Here is a 16,490-nt window from a genome sequence, read left to right on the forward strand (position 1 = left end):
GCGCGAAACGGGGAGGCTTGAGCGTAGGATCGACTTTCTTGAGCGCGAAACCAAATCGCGGAATCGGGGCGACGAAAAGCGGACAGTATGGCAGCTGTCCGCTCTGTTTTTATGTTTTGACGAAATTCATACAATGAATATAAATGGTTCAGACTTACTTCAGGATTGGAACGGAAAGCGCCCGTCTGAAGTGGAAATCCGGGTTCCGCTTCTTTAATTCAACATTACTAAATTGTCTCAATCGTCATCTCTTTCAAATGAAAGAACGACACCTGAATAGGCGTGGATTTCCAACTCATATTCGATGTTGCCGTCTCGCATCTCGATTTCATATTTATAGTCATCTAATTCAAAGTCTGTCACTACGCCGCTTGCGTGTTTGTTTGCAATAGCAAGCACTTGTTCTTTCGACAATCTTCCCTTTTGTTTCTGTTGTTTTCCAGTTGATGCGACAACTTGTTTTTCAGACGCAGGTTGCACTACTGTTAAAGAGTGGTCTGTTTTCGTCTTCACATTTTGGTTAACGCGGCGATGGCGATCCTTCTCGAATTCCAGAACTTCACCGGTTACAGCATCCAGTTCAATATCATATTCAAATTCATCGTCTTTCATTTCAATCTCATATACTTTTCGGCCGTCATCTTCGCCTAATTCAATCTCTTTAACTACTCCGGCTGCTTTCGTTTTTGCTACGGCAATCGCTTCGTCTGTCGACATTACTTTACCGGTTTGAATATGATTTTTATCATCATCGTAATCCTTCTCAAACTTGATGATTTTACCAGTGACCGCATCCACTTCCACATCATATTCAAATTTGTCGTCCTGCAGTTCGATATCATAATAGTAGCGATTATCGTCTTTTTCAAGCTCGATATCCGTTACAACACCATCCACTTTCTGCAGCGCTAACTCTTTCGCTTTCTGTAATGTTATAAATTGGTTTTTGGAAGCCTCCGTACTTGAAACAGAATCATTCGCCAATGCGACTCCACCAATGGCCACAACTCCAGCCAATGCCGGAATTAACATCCACTTTTTCATCTTCTGTTCTCCTCCTTTTCCTTATTACCTTCATAATACCCCGTGAAGATGAGAGTACATTGAGAAGAACATTAGAAAATGATGAGAACCGTTAATAGGATCAATCATCCCATGTGACGGTCAGCACTTTGCCGGATATCGCATGGATTTGATAAGTAACTTCATCCAAATCATCATCCGTATCAATATCGATTTGGACTAAATAATAGCCGCCATCCGTAGTTTTGACGAAATCAACATCATCGACTTCACCAACCATCCCTGATGGCAATTGTGCCATCCCGATGTTTGCTGCCTGTTTTTCTGAAATGAGCACGTTCTTTTGCTCATTCGCCGGAGCGGATGAGTTACTGTTCGGCTTTTTTTCTTGTTTCGGCTTTATGTTTTCTGAAGTATTTTTGCCCGATGACTGCCCAGTATCCGTATCGGATTCAGGTGGAGTCACTTTTCCCGATTTTTCCTCTTCAGTCTGCTTCTCTTGAACCGTATTCTCTTCATTTAAGACAATTTCAGATGGGGTTGTTTCTTTCGTCTGAACGAGTGAAAGAACCTTCCCTGTATCAGCTTCAACTTTCACTGCGTATTCCGAACCGTCCCTCGATACTTTCGCTTGATAGATTGAACCATCTAAAACGATATCGCTGACAGCTCCTCCGTAAATCTTCTCTAGTTGTGAATGTATCTCTTGCTTCGTCAATGTCTCAGCTTTCGTCAGTTTGCCTGATGTATATAATTGGCCAGCAACAATAATGATGATTGTCAATACGATTGGGATAAACCAAGGTTTTTTCCATATATTCATGCAAAAATCCTCCTTTCCATCATCTTAACGCACCAACATTAAAATTCACTGAGAACCTTCCCTTTTTTTCGGAATGAAAACTCGGATGACGGTGCCCATACCGACCACACTTTCAATCGTCAATGTCGCTCCTAACCCATCCGCAATCTCCTTAGCAATAGAAAGGCCTAAACCAGTACCGCCTGTCTTCCGGCTTCTATCAGAATCGACCCGGTAGAACCGATCGAAAATATGCGGTAAATCCTTCTGCGGAATCCCTTTGCCGTAGTCCTTCACTGTTACCTCCACATCATTTTCCCGCTCATTGATGGAAGCGATAATTTCCCGCTCACTATATTTTCTCGCATTGTCGAGCAGAATGAATAACAGTTGCTTCACGAACTTACCGTCGGTTTCAACAATAGCTTGACCCTCGGCTTCAATATAGATTTCTCTGCCGTATGCTTGACGCAATGGCTTTACGACACCTTCCAACAATTGATTCAAATTGACTTCTGTAAATTCAAATGCTTGAGCTTCATTGCTTTTAGCCAAATCAAGCATTTGTGTAATCATTTCCTTCATTCGACTGGTTTCCGTAATAACGGCAGTCAATGCTTCATCAACAACTTCGCGATTGTCGAATCCGCGTCTCGTCAATAACTTGGAATAGCTTTCGATGACAGTCAACGGTGTTTTCAACTCATGAGAAGCGTTTGAAACGAACTGCTCTTGCTTTCTGTAATTCTGTTCAAGTTGTTCCATCATTTCATTGAACATCCGCTCCATTTGCGCAAGCTCATCTTTTCCATTCTTATTGCCAGTCATTTTTTCGTAAGTCCCCGATTGCCTGCTAATATTCATTGCTGTAATAAGCTTTTCAATCGGCTGGGTAACAATTTTCCCTAACGTCATACTGGATAAAATGATCGGGACCATTGCGAATATCGTTACGCCGATCAGGACATATTTCAATACCCTCATATTTGCCTCAACGTCTGTTAGCAGCTGCGTCATTTGCAACGTCACGACTTCCCCTGTCGGCCAAATGATCGGGACGGCAGTGGATAATGATTCAGTTCCATTAAATGACCCAATTGAGTAGGAATCATCGGTGATCATCTGTTCAGTGAACTTACCTAAGCCGTCGACCGCTTGGACATTAATAAGCGATTTATCCTCGCTGTCGACAATTGAAATAGCTCCATTGGCAGGAACGAATGCACGCAACAGGGTATCAGCGTCCTTTTCCGTTTTCAGTTCGCTTAATGCGGTTGTCAATTCCTTCGAACGGCCAAGCAATTGCTGATATTCCGTATCGTGGGACATCCTTTCGAAAAGAAAGTAAATGACGACATTCGCCAATACGAGGATGATGAACATTAATAATGTGGAAAATAGATGGATCTTTTGCTTTAATTTCATGAAGCAGCTTCCTTCAATGCATAGCCGACACCTCGTACGGTTTGAATAAGGGAAGGTTCATTCGGTCGGTCGATTTTTTTTCGGACGTACCGGATATAGACGTCGACCACATTTGTATCACCAAAGTAGTCATATCCCCAAACTGCGTCAAGCAGCTGCTCGCGTGAAAGTACTTGATTCGGATGGCAGATCAAATGAAGCAATAAATCATATTCCCTTGGCGTCAAATCGATTGATTCCCCATTCCGTTTCACTTCGCGTGACTGCTCATGGATTGATAATCCCCCAAACTCATGGAAAAACTCATCTTTGGTTGTCGTCTTCTTTTGTGATGTTCGCATTGCAGACCGGATACGCGCAAGCAGTTCATCAATCTCAAACGGCTTTGTTACATAATCATTCGCACCTAAATCGAGGCCTGTTACTTTATCTTCCACATCGCTTTTCGCTGTCAATAAAATAACCGGTGTCCCGTCCTCTGATGCCCGAATCCTCCGCAGTACGTCTAAGCCGTTCATGCCCGGTAACATTAAATCGAGGAGGACGAGATCCCATTCCTGCTCTCTGAATTTGATAAGACCATCCGTGCCTGTATGGGCAGTGTCGACTGAATACCCTTCAAACTCAAGCTCCAGTTGTAGAACCCGTGCGATTGCTTCCTCGTCCTCAATTACTAAAATACGCTCACTCACCCTCATCACCGTCCCTTTTTTCTCTCATTCTATCAGATGTTCTATGAACTCAACTATAAATATGAAAAAACGACCCCGTTGTAAAGGTCGTTTTGTTTCATTATAAAAATACGATAGCTGCAAGTATGATCGCTAAAAAGATTCTGTATAACGCAAACGGTACAAGTTTGATCTTTGAAATTAATTTCAAGAAAAAACGGATTGAAATGAGGGAGAATACAAATGCGCTTACGAAGCCGACGATATAAAACGAAATGTAATCCATCGACAAGTACTCCCAGTTTTTCATGACCGATACAAGGCTTGCGCCCGCCATAATCGGAACTGCCATGATGAATGTGAAATCCGCCGCTGTCCGATGGTTCATTCCGAATAAAACACCACCGGAAATCGTTGCGCCTGAACGTGAAAAGCCCGGCCATAACGATAAACACTGGACAAGTCCGACCGTGAGCGCCTGACGATATGTAATCTGGTCCAATGATTGGACGTTCGGACGTTTTGGCCCGAATTTGTCCGCCACGAGCATGAGGATCGCTCCCGCGACAAGGGCAACGATGACCGTTTCAACACGGAATAAATAGTCGTCAATTAAATCCTTAAATGCAAATCCTAAAATAACAGCGGGAAGCATACCGACAATGACATGCAACAAATTAAAACGATTGCTCATCTTTTTTCCATCAACTTGATACAGTCCGACCAAGCTGAACAACCTCTTCCAAAACACGACGACAACTGCTAAAATCGATCCTAATTGGATGACGATTTTAAAAGTGATGGCCGGATATTTGCCAAGGAACTCTTCGGACCTTAGCCACATATCATCTACGATAATGAGATGACCCGTTGAGGAAACCGGTGCAAACTCGGTCATCCCTTCCACAAAACCAAGTATTAACGCTTTAATAAGATCGAATAACTCCATAAATTCACTAAGCCCTCTTTCTGCGGAAGCGGATATATCCAATACAAGCCGCCAAACCGCCAATTGCTAATAGCACATACACAATCATCGAATAGACATCCATATACCCGACAATCGACTCCCAATTTTCACCGACTGCAAACCCTATTGTAACAAGAATTGTATTCCAAATGAAGCTTCCAATCGCTGTCAGAAAAATAAAAAGGGGAAAATTCATATGTGACATCCCTGCCGGAACGGAAATAAGGCTACGCAGAAGTGGAACTAGACGACAGAAAAACACAGTCCACGGCCCATATTTATCAAACCAGCCTTCCGCCCTGCGCAAATCTTTCTTCGTCAAACGCAACCATCGACCCCGTCGTTCTACAAACCTTTCTAACCTTTTCATATCGATAAACATCCCGATACTGTAAAGAACCATCGCGCCAACAACTGAACCGATTGTCGCCGCAATGATGACACCCGACTTGGTCATCGTTGTAATACCCGTCATAAAGCCACTAAACGTCAAAATAATTTCCGATGGAATCGGTGGAAATAAATTTTCTATAAGCAACAGAAAACAAACGCCGAAATATCCGTATTCTCCAATGAACTCCATTATCCAGTCTTCCATGGAACACTCCTTGCCGCCCGAGTTCAACCATTGGGCACTAAATCAGGACGCTAACTTGCATTTGTAAGTTTCCACCTTCCTGTTCGATTGTACGTCAAAGTGCGGTCAAGTATGAATAAAATAAAATGTGGATAACATTGAAAAACACTAGTTATACACCGAATGTTGTGGGTAAAACAGTTGATATGTTAGTAATTTCTGAAAACTAGGTGTTTTTCTATCCACATGTGGATAAAGAAATAATAAAAAATCCCACCATTCCATATAGAATGATGGGCGTTTCAACTTCTTCATTAAAAACCGATTGTTCTTCTGGCGGAACGGTCGTGGCGAATGGTGAACTTGACCGTCTCTTCTTTATCCACTGGAACATCAATTGGAAGGATGATTTTATCCCGTTTCTTTTCCCACTCATGCGTCGATTCATCCACTGTCCACAAGTGGCCGGGAACTTGTTGGCGAATCATTGCTTGAACCGGAACACCTTTCGTATTGCAAATTGAATACTCGTATTCGGTGTATTCATAGCCGCCTTCTTTATACTTGCCTGATTTTTTACTGTCCACTTTAATATCACAAGCTTCACCCGATTTTAGACGGACTTTTTCACCCGCTTCGGTATGCTTGATCCGATATTCTCCGATGAATTCTGCGCTTTCATCCTTCGGGTTCGTTCGATACATCTTAAAAACTCCTGCTGGCAATGGAAAACCAAGTCCGTTTTCCACAGTGTTGTCAAATTCGATATAAATATCAGGATTCGATGTTTGTTCATTGATTTCATAGATCATCCGCGCTTGCGAATTGGACGACGATAGAAGCCGCAACTGTTTCTGTTGCCGATCGTCCAAGTTTATCGGATTCGGGAAAGTATACGTGTGGAAATCCGAAAAGGCATCTGTCTTCTGCTTTTCGTTTTTGGATAACTCATTACTTTTCTCTTCGTTTTCATTTCCAGCCTTACTTAGTTTGCCAGAGATCAAACGAAGATTTGCGTCCTCGAAAGAGACCCCTGAATAATTTTTCATCGTCAACCAACCTGATAGATCAAATCGGTCGCCATGCATGGAAATGACGTAATCCGCCTCCCACGAAATGCCGCCTGTCAAATAAGATACACATACTTCCTCGCTTTTTTGCTCTGCGACTTGCCATACAAGCGTCGGCACGACGTGATTCCCTCCTTCGATTTCCGGGAAACGCAGTTCACCTTTCGGGTTGATGATGATTTCATTCGTTTCGACATCTTGCATGACAACCGGTCCATTTGCTCGGAGTAGAGTGTATTTTTTATCCTGCTTTGAATATGGATCTTTAATAATCAATTGACGTCCGATATATCGTTCATAAATTCTCAATTCATCCATCAGGTCATATTCATAAACAAGCTCCGATACATCGAGCCCTTCAATGATAATGGAATCCGTGTCCAATCTTTTCGATACACCAATGAAATGGACATTGTCATCCTTTTCAAGTTGAGGAATGGAACGGGTGTCCTTGACTAGCGCAAAGCCATCACTATAGACAGTAAGGGAACAAGATTCAGCATGAGATTTTGGAATTCGGATCGGCATTATAAAACCTCCTAAGTGGTTACTCGTTTCAGTAAACTCTCCAATAAACAGACTCAATATACGCTATTCCCTGTTCTGGAGGAATTAATGCTTTTGGGGAATAAATTTTATCTGAAATTCGAGGGCAAACAGGTTATCACCGTTCAACCATAAACTAGGCGATTTTTGCCCGACAAAAAAACCACCTGCAGCAACTCAACTGCGGGTGGCTCCATCTCATACTTCCATCTCATGCCCTTTCAATTGTTCGCGCAATGCGGCTTTCAAAAACTTGCCGACAGATGTTTTCGGAATTTCATCCAGGAAAATCACATCGTCCGGCACCCACCATTTCGCAAATTGACTTTCCAGGTAAGCAAGTAACTCGGCTTTTTTGGCGTCATCCGCCACTTGCCCATCTTTCAATACGACGCAAGCAAGAGGACGCTCTTGCCACTTTTCATGCGGAACAGCAATGACTGCAGCTTCGAATACATCTTCATGCGTCATCAAAGCATTCTCCAAGTCCACAGACGAAATCCATTCGCCGCCGCTCTTAATCAAATCTTTCGTCCGATCCATCAGCTTTAAATAACCGATGTCCGTCATGACCGCAATATCGCCTGTGTAGAGCCATCCGTCTCTAAATGCCTCTTCCGTCCGGTCATCCTTATAATACTCGCTCGCAATCCACGGCCCTCGCACGGCAAGCTCGCCCATCGTCTTACCATCCCACGGCACTTCACCGTCTTCATTGACAACTTTCACTTCAAGCCCCGGCATAATCAAACCTTGTAGCGCCCGGATGTCGATCCTTTCGTCCATCGGCAGCTCTTCCATACCCGAAGTATACACCGACAAGCTGACGAGCGGCGACGTTTCCGTCATTCCGTATCCGACATAGAACGGAACCCCGAGCTTCTCCTCGAATGCACGGATCAAACCTTTTGGAGATGCTGAACCGCCACTTACGATGCCACGGACCGAGGAAAGGTCCCTCGGATGTTGCTCTTGCTCTTTCAAGACGGCGAGCCAAATCGTTGGCACTCCCGCTGTAATCGTCACTTTTTCCTGTTCAATCAAATCAAGCAGCAACTGTGGATTGAAGCCAGGTCCCGGCAACACTTGCGTTGCTCCGAAGAAAACGGAAGCGAATGGCATGCCCCATGCATTGACGTGGAACATCGGCACGACTGGCATGACAACGTCGGTTTCACGCAAGCCCATTGCATCCGCCAGTCCGAGCGCATAACTATGAAGAACAATTCCACGATGTGAATAGACGACGCCTTTCGGATTGCCTGTCGTAGCGGATGTGTAGCACATGCCGGCTGGCGTATTTTCATCCAAGTCCTCAGGATAATCGTATTCATCGGATGCCTCCGCAAGTAACGCCTCATAGGAATAGACATTTTCCAGCGTCGTTTCCGGCACCTCCATGCTATCCCCCATAATAACGAAGCACTTCACTGTCTTCAGCAGCGGAGCAAGCTTTTCAAAATGTGGGAACAGATTATCATCCACCAGCATGATTTCATCTTCTGCATGGTTGATGACATACGCGAGATGCTCCGGTGACAAGCGGATATTCACCATATGCAGGATAGCGCCTGTACTTGGTACACCAAAATAAGCTTCAAGATGCCTATGATGATTCCAACCGAAAGTCCCCACTTTCGTTCCGTGTTTCATGCCAAGCTTCGTCAATGCGTTTGATAACTTCCTCGTCCGCTTCGCCCATTCCCGGTACGTAATGCGGTGGGTCGTGCTTTCCGAAGTACGTGAAATAATGAGCTTATTCGGAAAGAATTGCTCCGCCCTTTTAATGAACGACGACAATAATAACGGTGTTTGCATCATTTAAAATCGCTCCCCTTTTGCGCTTTTATTGTTTGAAGCTTGTACAACCTTCCTCAGCCTGACAGGCGCTTTGGTCCCCCAGAATCATATGCACCCAAACGTCCGGCTATTCCCTTTTACAATCCCATATTTTTCGCGATGATCACTTTCATGATTTCATTCGTCCCGGCGTAAATCGACGCAACCGGAATATCACGATACCGTCTGGCAATCTTATACTCTTCCATATATCCATAACCCCCATGAAGCTGCATGCATTCCGAGGAAATTTCGCGTGCCGTTTCAGTGATCCAGTATTTCGCCATGGACACTTTCGTCACGACATCTTTACCTGCCAAATGATCTTCAATGAGCGATTCAAGAAATGTTTTACCGAGCTCCACTTTCGTCGCGATTTCCGCCAGCTTGAACTGCGTGTTTTGGAATGAACCGATCGGTTTCCCAAATGCCTCACGCGACTTGACATAATCGAGCGTCATTTCAAGCATGTCCTCCGACGCCGTCTGTGCCGCCAACGCAACAATCAGTCGTTCCTGCTGAAGCTTCTCCATCAAATAACCGAAACCTTTCCCTTTGTTGCCAATCAGATTAGCAGCGGGCACCCGGCAATCTTCGAAGTAAAGTTCAGCTGTATCCTGCGAATGCATGCCGACTTTGTCGAGCTTCCTCCCTTTCGTGAAACCAGGCGTCCCCTCTTCAATCATGAGTAAACTGATGCCGCGATGTTTCGGCTCCGCATTTGGGTCCGTCTTCACAACAACGAGGAATAAATTCCCATTCGCGCCATTTGTGATGAACGTCTTTTGACCATTGACGACATAATGATCGCCTTCTTTGATAGCGGTCGTTCGGATATTGGCAAGATCCGACCCCGTTCCCGGCTCAGTCATCGCGACACCTGTTATCCAATCCGCCGTTATACAACCCGGCAGCCACCGCCTCTTCTGCTCTTCCATTCCAAAGGACTCGATATACGGAACGACGATGTCATTATGTAAGCCCACACCCGTCAATCCAGCTCCAATTCGTTCCATCTCTTCCCCAATGATGACACCATAGCTGAAGTCGAGACCAAGCCCACCGTACTGTTCTTCCACTTGCGGACAGAGAAAGCCCATTTCTCCAAGCTTACGCCAAAAACTGACGGGCACCAGCCGGTTCCTTTCCCATTCATCGTAAAATGGAGCGGCTTCTTTTAATAGGAATTTCCGAAGTGTTTCCCTGAATAGAACGTGTTCATCCGTTTCATATCGATAGCGCGCCATCGACCTACCTCCTTCTATTCTTAATTGTTGAAAGAGAACTTACCTTGCAAGATTGAGAACTCTTTCATGGCGAATGAGAAATTCCCTTGCAAGAACGAGAACTCTTTCACGTTGAATGAGAACTTCCCTTGCAAGAACGAGAACTCTTTCACGACGAATGAGAACTCCCTTTGCAAGAACGAGAACTCTTTCACGTTGAGTGAGAACTTCTTTTGTGGGTCCCTTTATTTCGGCTGCATTCTAATGGCACCGTCCAATCGGATCACTTCGCCATTTAGCAACGGATTCGTAACGATGCTTTCGACGAGTTTCGCGTACTCGTCAGGACGTCCTAGCCGTTTCGGGAATAACGTCATGTCGACAAGCGCATTTTGGGCAGGCTCAGGAAGGCCGGCGAATAAAGGCGTTTCGACAAGGCCCGGAGCAATCGTCATGACACGGATGCCAGATGACGCAAATTCCCGCGCAATCGGCAATGTCATTCCGACGACGCCGCCTTTCGAAGCACTGTATGCGGCCTGTCCGATTTGCCCTTCGAACGCGGCGACAGAAGCGGTATTGATAATGACCCCGCGCTCCCCGTCCGCATTCGGCTCATTTTCCATCATGGCTGCAGCCGCTACCCGAATCACATTAAATGTGCCTACCAAATTCACTTGAATCACTTTTTCAAAACGATCAAGCGGCATCGGCCCACCTTTTGACACGACTTTTCCAGGCGTTGCAATTCCTGCACAGTTCACGGCTGTATTCAATTTCCCAAATACGGAAACGGCTTCCGCCACATTCCGTTCGACTTCGTCCCCGCTTGCCACATTCGTTTTCAGGAATAAAACATGATCTTCCCCTAGCTCCTCGACTAAAGCCCGGCCACGTTCTTCATTCAAATCAAAAATGGCAACCTTCCCACCATTTGACACGATTCGTCTCGTTGTAGCTTCCCCTAATCCGGAAGCGCCGCCAGTGACGATTGCTACGATATTTTGCATTTCCATTCGCTCATCCCCTTTGTCCAGCAACTTCGTTTACGGTCTTATTTTACTGCTCAATTCGTTCAATAATCGTCGCGTTCGCCATGCCCATCCCTTCGCAAATGGCGAGCAATCCATATCGCCCACCTGTACGCTGAAGTTCATTGACCATTGACACAAGCAACTTCGTACCCGTCGCGCCAAGTGGATGGCCAAGCGCGATTGCTCCTCCGTTCGGATTGAGTTTTTCTGGATCCGCTCCCGTTTCTTTCAACCATGCAAGCGGCACTGGTGCGAATGCTTCATTCACTTCGTAGACATCCATATCTTCTATAGAAAGCCCTGCCTTTGACAATACTTTTTTCGTTGCTGCAATCGGCCCTGTCAACATCAGTGTCGGATCGGATCCCACGACTGTACGTGCGACAATCTTCGCGAGCGGTTTCAATCCGAGCTCATCCGCCTTCTCTTTTGACATAAGCAGTACAGCTGAAGCACCATCGCTCATTTGACTGGCGTTTCCTGCGGTAATGACGCCTTTTTCGTCGAATACTGTTTTTAGCCCAGAGAGTACTTCGAGCGTTGAGTCCGGACGCGGGCCTTCATCTTTCGCAATGGTTTCGACTGTACCATCGACGCGATCCGCAACAACTGGCACGATTTCGGCATCGAACTTACCGCTTTCAATAGCAGTTATCGCTTTCTGATGGCTTTCATAGGCGAAGCGGTCAAGTTCTTCACGGGACAGTTCCCACTTTTTTGCGATGCGCTCCGCGGACAGTCCTTGATTGATGATTTCATGCTTTTCCGTCAGCTTTGGGCTCGGTTTCGTGTCTCCGATATTTGAAAACATCGGGGCTCTCGTCATGCTTTCGACGCCGCCCGCAATGACGATGTCCATGTCCCCTGCTGCTATTGCTTGCGAGGCGAAGTGGACCGCTTGCTGGCTTGAGCCGCATTGGCGATCGATTGTGACACCCGGCACATGGACCGGGAACCCGGCTATCAATGCCGCTGTTCTTGCGATATTGCCCCCTTGCTCGCCTGATTGCGTGACACAGCCTAAAATGACGTCTTCCACTTCGCTCTTATCGATTCCAGTTCGTTTGATTAATTCCTCAAGGACGACTGCCGCAAGCTCGTCCGAACGGTAGTCTGCAAAGCCGCCTTTTCTTCTGCCGACCGCAGTTCTAACTCCTTCAACGATGACAACTTCTCTCAAGTCTGCACCTCATTCTCTGAATTAATTGATAGTTCTTATAATCATAGCTTACATGAAAGCGTCGTCAATTTCCACTGTGATTTTTGGTGGAATCAGTCTCAAGTCTTAGATGAATATCCGCATTGCGCCCGTTTGGACGAGTCGAAACCCATTGTATGATGTAGATACAACGAAAGGAGGAACAACAATATGAAAAAATTTGGTCTAGCGATAATTGGCATTGTGGCAGCTATCGTTGTTCTTGCAAACTTAGGGTCGATTTTGGCGCTCGCCATTTCCGCAGTAATCACTTTTGCGGGGGCGCATTATTACAGGAAGAGTGATTCCACGTTCCTGAAATTGTTTTGGGGAACGGTGCTCGTTATCGGTTTGGTAACAGCTGTTACAAACGTTCCGGCATTCATCGGCATCATCGCTTTACTTGGTGTGTACTATGTATGGCGCAAGTGGAATGATCGTACAGACGATAATATTATTGAAGCTAAATATTCCGATGATCCGTTCGTCAATTTCGAACGTCAATGGGATGAAATTACAAAATAAGGAGGAAACAATTATGAATTCATTATGGAACAGACTTAAATACACGGTGCAAGCTGATTTGCATACAGTGCTCGACAAGAAAGAATCGAAAAATCCGATTGCAATGTTGAACCAATACATTAAAGAAGCGGAGAAGCAGACGGAATCGGTCGGAAAGTTATTGGAGCGTCAAGGAAAATTGAAGGTTGCGCTTGAAAAGGAATATGCAGAAGCGGAAGCAATGCTTGAAAAACGCCGCCATCAATTGGAACTGGCAACATCGACAGGCGAAGAAGATCTTGTCGCTTTTGCTTCGGATGAAGTTCGGGCTTACGAAACACGAGCTGCTGAAATCGCGCATAGCATCACGGAATCTGCTAATGAAATGACGGCGCTGGAGCGGAAATTCGAGGAAATGAAACATAAAGTGAAGGATATGAAAGTGCGCCAGTTACAATTGATGGGTAAAGAAAACGTCACACGCGCCCATCGCCGCATGGATAAATTCATCTCCCCCGAAAATGGTGACAAGCAAGTTTCAAGCGTCGAAGAGATGAATGCCTACATCGAAAATCTCGGCGGCAAGATCAACCGCGAATACGAGACCTCTTCAATGGAGCGGAGATTGGAATTGTTGCAGAAAAATGCTACAACTAAAGCGGAAATTGTGTAAACTATAGTAGAATGAGAACTCTGAAGACGTTAATGAGAACTTAGCTGCAGGGAACGAGAACTCTCCCAGCGTTAATGAGAACTTCGTTTGCTGAAACGAGAACTCCGGAGCCCGGAATGAGAACTATCTGGAGTAAAACGAGAACTTGCCCGATTAACGAGCCGTTCTCAGAAAGAATGAACCCTTGCACAGATTAATGAGCCGTTCTCGAAATGAATGAGCTCTTGCACAAATTAATGAGCCGTTCTCGAAACGAATGAGCTCTTGCGCGGATTAATGAGCCGTTCTCAGAAAGAATGCGCCCTTGCGCGGATTAATGAGCCGTTCTCAGAAAGAATGAGCTCTTGCACGAATTAATGAGCCGTTCTCAAATAGAAACGGCTGCTATCATCAAAGGGAAGGCGCCCGCCTTCCCTCTTACATCTGACATCAAGAAGGAGGTATTGACGTGAAGCAATTTGATACGAGTAAGATGACATTTTGGATTGTTGCTTTTCTTTTGCTCATTTTTGTAGAGGCGATTTTCCTATCTAATGGCAATATCATCTTCCTTCTTCTTGGTGCCGGATTGGTCTATTATGGCTTTAAAAAACGGTCGAAGTGGATGACTTTTTTAGGTCTCTTTTTCATCGTTATGGCGTTGTTGACGTTATGGAGTTTGCGGATGCTTCTGTTAACAGTTTTCATCTATGTGTTATTCCACTTGTGGAAAGGCGTTCCGGCTGCACAAATTATGCGCCCGCTAAAGGAGTTTCAACAGGCGACGCCGAATGGGATTTGGAAAAACAAATGGTTTTCCACTCAGGCTTCCCCGTTTTCCTCATATGAATGGGAAGACATACAGATTCAAGGCTTTTTCGGGGATATTCATGTCGATGTTACAGATACGGTGTTGCCGAAAGGGACTTCCTTCATTTCCATCCGGCAAGGATTTGGGCGAATTAAGGTCGATCTACCGTATGAAATCCCTGTTCGCATTCATTACAACACATTGTTCGGCGAGGCGCGCGTCCTTGATATCAGTCCGAAACGTATGCTAAATGAGACGCTTCATATCAAAGACGGATATGACATGGAGATTGGGGATCGCGCGGAGCTCATCATTTCCCTTGCGACGTGGATCGGGGATATTGAGGTGGTGCGGAAATGAGGAATTTATTCGGACGCAGCATCTTTCTAACGTTCATTTTCACCTTTATTACGGCACTTTACTTCTATTTGATCATTGACGTGCCTATAAGTGAAGTTTGGATTTTCTTTTATGAGATTCAGTATGCCAACGTCCCTTTAGGTGTTTGGATCATTTTCACGTGTATTGCGCTTGGATCTTGGATTGCCACTTGGATGGGCAGCATTGGACGCTCGAAGGAAAAGGCGATTGAGCAGCAATTGGCTGGGTTGATTCAAAACGAAGAAGTCGTGATCATTAATAAAAAGTTTTCACCGAAGATTGATCGAACGCTTGAGGATGTCTCCAATATTTTGACGACGCAGCGTAAAAGCTTGCAGCGGATAACGGATGAACGTGCGGAAGCGCAGGATAAATTGATACAGGAACGTATCGTCCAGGAACGGCAGCGTCTTGCACGTGAGCTGCATGATTCTGTTTCGCAACAGTTATTTGCCGCTTCGATGCTCATGTCTGCGATCAATGAGCAAGAGCATGAAAAATCGGTTAAGAAACCGCTTTTACAAGTAGAACGCATGGTACAACAGGCGCAGTTGGAAATGCGTGCTCTGCTGCTTCATTTGCGACCAGCTGCTTTAAATGATAAATCGCTTGCAGAAGGACTTGAGGATTTATTAGTCGAATTAAAAGAGAAGGTTTCGTTTGATATTCGCTACCGCTTGGAAGAGGTGTCGTTGTCGAAAGGAGCGGAAGATCATTTATTCCGCATTGCGCAGGAGACGTTGTCGAACACGCTTCGTCATGCACAGGCGACTGAAGTCGATGTCCTTTTTGTCGAACGGGATGGGTTGGCTATATTCCGCGTGCAAGACAACGGAGTCGGTTTCCAGGATAACGACAGCAAAGGCGGATCGTATGGATTGCAAAATGTAAAGGAACGGGCGATTGAAATCGGCGGTACATGCAAAATCGTTTCGGTCCCTTCGCAAGGCACGATTGTGGAAGTAAAATTGCCGACGAAAAAGGGGGATGAGTTGGATGATTCGGATTCTATTAGTGGATGATCATGAAATGGTGCGAATCGGCGTGTCTGCTTACTTGCAAACACAGCCGGATATGGAAGTCGTTGATGAGGCGGTCAATGGGAAGGAAGCTGTTGAAAAAGCACTTGCATTGCGGCCCGACATCATTTTAATGGACATGGTCATGCCTGAAATGAACGGTGCGGAGGCGACTGCAGAAATAATTAAGCAATGGCCCGAAGCGAAAATTGTCATCGTCACCAGTTTCCTCGATGATGATAAAGTATATCCCGCTTTGGAAGCGGGAGCGATCAGCTACATATTAAAGACATCGAATGCGAAAAGGATTGCCGAGGCCATTCGCGAAACATTGAAGGGGCAAACGGTTTTGGAACCCGAAGTGACGTCTAAAATGATGCAAAAAATGAGGACCGGCAATTCACACCGACTTCATGATGAGTTGACAGAGCGAGAGCTGGAAATCCTTCTTTTATTAGCAAAGGGAAAAACGAATCAGGAAATCGCTGATGATCTCTTCATTGCGCTAAAGACTGTGAAAACGCATGTGAGCAATTTATTGTCAAAGTTGGAAGTGCAGGATCGGACGCAGGCTGTGATTTATGCATTTAAAAATGATTTGGTGGAATAATGAATGGCCGCGTGCCCGGAAATGGGTATGCGGCTTTTTATGTGTGTGCTGACTTTCCGGATAGAGGAATGAGAACTCTTGGTATCGGATTGAGAACTTTTTGCCGTGGAATGAGAACTTTCCTTCGAAGAG

The 16,490-nt window shown here is 45.4% G+C and carries 18 protein-coding genes; 6 read left to right on the forward strand and 12 right to left on the reverse strand.

The genetic code is table 11. The features are described from left to right. Nucleotides 1–217 (forward strand): hypothetical protein (locus SLU01_RS18125; protein ID WP_218029697.1); only part of this gene is annotated, 217 nt, incomplete at its 5' end. A gap of 20 nt (nucleotides 218–237) precedes the next feature. On the opposite strand, the gene SLU01_RS07465 is transcribed toward SLU01_RS18125, so the two are convergent. From SLU01_RS07465 to SLU01_RS07515, 12 genes are all read right to left on the reverse strand, one after another. Continuing rightward, nucleotides 238–1,044 (reverse strand): PepSY domain-containing protein, encoded by an 807-nt coding sequence (locus tag SLU01_RS07465; protein ID WP_147056884.1) that lies wholly within the window; start codon nucleotides 1,042–1,044, stop codon nucleotides 238–240. 100 nt (nucleotides 1,045–1,144) lie between these two features. Next, nucleotides 1,145–1,846 carry a PepSY domain-containing protein gene (locus SLU01_RS07470; RefSeq protein WP_147056886.1) on the reverse strand — a complete coding sequence of 234 codons (702 nt, stop codon included), beginning with the start codon at nucleotides 1,844–1,846 and terminating at the stop codon, nucleotides 1,145–1,147. Nucleotides 1,847–1,891: 45 nt separating this feature from the next. Continuing rightward, a complete protein-coding gene (locus tag SLU01_RS07475; protein ID WP_147056888.1) occupies nucleotides 1,892–3,250 on the reverse strand; it encodes a sensor histidine kinase in 1,359 nt (452 codons plus the stop codon). Continuing rightward, on the reverse strand, nucleotides 3,247–3,942 hold the full coding sequence (locus tag SLU01_RS07480; protein ID WP_246110916.1) for a response regulator transcription factor: 696 nt from the start codon (nucleotides 3,940–3,942) through the stop codon (nucleotides 3,247–3,249). The genes SLU01_RS07475 and SLU01_RS07480 overlap by 4 nt, the downstream gene beginning before the upstream one ends. A gap of 100 nt (nucleotides 3,943–4,042) precedes the next feature. After that, nucleotides 4,043–4,870, reverse strand: coding sequence for an undecaprenyl-diphosphate phosphatase (locus SLU01_RS07485; protein ID WP_147056892.1), 828 nt, complete (start codon nucleotides 4,868–4,870; stop codon nucleotides 4,043–4,045). 7 nt (nucleotides 4,871–4,877) lie between these two features. Next, complete coding sequence (locus SLU01_RS07490) at nucleotides 4,878–5,489, reverse strand: DedA family protein (RefSeq protein WP_147056893.1); 612 nt, start codon at nucleotides 5,487–5,489, stop codon at nucleotides 4,878–4,880. Nucleotides 5,490–5,782: 293 nt separating this feature from the next. Next, nucleotides 5,783–7,066, reverse strand: coding sequence for a DUF4139 domain-containing protein (locus SLU01_RS07495; protein WP_147056895.1), 1,284 nt, complete (start codon nucleotides 7,064–7,066; stop codon nucleotides 5,783–5,785). Nucleotides 7,067–7,282: 216 nt separating this feature from the next. Next, complete coding sequence (locus SLU01_RS07500) at nucleotides 7,283–8,905, reverse strand: long-chain fatty acid--CoA ligase (protein WP_147056897.1); 1,623 nt, start codon at nucleotides 8,903–8,905, stop codon at nucleotides 7,283–7,285. Between the two features lie 116 nt (nucleotides 8,906–9,021). Then, complete coding sequence (locus tag SLU01_RS07505) at nucleotides 9,022–10,170, reverse strand: acyl-CoA dehydrogenase family protein (RefSeq protein ID WP_147056899.1); 1,149 nt, start codon at nucleotides 10,168–10,170, stop codon at nucleotides 9,022–9,024. A gap of 20 nt (nucleotides 10,171–10,190) precedes the next feature. Continuing rightward, nucleotides 10,191–10,346 (reverse strand): hypothetical protein, encoded by a 156-nt coding sequence (locus SLU01_RS17925; protein WP_170232631.1) that lies wholly within the window; start codon nucleotides 10,344–10,346, stop codon nucleotides 10,191–10,193. Nucleotides 10,347–10,394: 48 nt separating this feature from the next. Next, entirely contained in the window at nucleotides 10,395–11,165 is a 771-nt protein-coding gene (locus tag SLU01_RS07510; protein ID WP_147056901.1) for a 3-hydroxyacyl-CoA dehydrogenase, read from the reverse strand. 43 nt (nucleotides 11,166–11,208) lie between these two features. Beyond that, nucleotides 11,209–12,363: a thiolase family protein gene (locus tag SLU01_RS07515; RefSeq protein ID WP_147056903.1), complete on the reverse strand. Its 1,155-nt coding sequence runs from the start codon at nucleotides 12,361–12,363 to the stop codon at nucleotides 11,209–11,211. Nucleotides 12,364–12,552: 189 nt separating this feature from the next. Here SLU01_RS07515 and SLU01_RS07520 point away from each other — a divergent pair, with 189 nt between their 5' ends. From SLU01_RS07520 to SLU01_RS07540, 5 genes are all read left to right on the forward strand, one after another. Further along, on the forward strand, nucleotides 12,553–12,906 hold the full coding sequence (locus tag SLU01_RS07520) for a lmo0954 family membrane protein (protein WP_147056905.1): 354 nt from the start codon (nucleotides 12,553–12,555) through the stop codon (nucleotides 12,904–12,906). A gap of 13 nt (nucleotides 12,907–12,919) precedes the next feature. Next, nucleotides 12,920–13,558, forward strand: a complete 639-nt coding sequence (locus tag SLU01_RS07525; protein ID WP_147056907.1) for a PspA/IM30 family protein — start codon at nucleotides 12,920–12,922, stop codon at nucleotides 13,556–13,558. Nucleotides 13,559–14,006: 448 nt separating this feature from the next. Continuing rightward, nucleotides 14,007–14,708 (forward strand): cell wall-active antibiotics response protein LiaF, encoded by a 702-nt coding sequence (gene liaF, locus SLU01_RS07530; RefSeq protein WP_246110917.1) that lies wholly within the window; start codon nucleotides 14,007–14,009, stop codon nucleotides 14,706–14,708. Next, on the forward strand, nucleotides 14,705–15,751 hold the full coding sequence (locus SLU01_RS07535) for a sensor histidine kinase (RefSeq protein WP_147056909.1): 1,047 nt from the start codon (nucleotides 14,705–14,707) through the stop codon (nucleotides 15,749–15,751). Before liaF ends, SLU01_RS07535 begins: the two co-directional genes overlap by 4 nt. After that, nucleotides 15,726–16,358, forward strand: a complete 633-nt coding sequence (locus SLU01_RS07540) for a response regulator transcription factor (RefSeq protein ID WP_147056911.1) — start codon at nucleotides 15,726–15,728, stop codon at nucleotides 16,356–16,358. Before SLU01_RS07535 ends, SLU01_RS07540 begins: the two co-directional genes overlap by 26 nt. Nucleotides 16,359–16,490: the final 132 nt, after the last annotated feature.

The sequence above is a fragment of the Sporosarcina luteola genome, assembly GCF_007991495.1.
GTDB lineage: Bacteria > Bacillota > Bacilli > Bacillales_A > Planococcaceae > Sporosarcina > Sporosarcina luteola.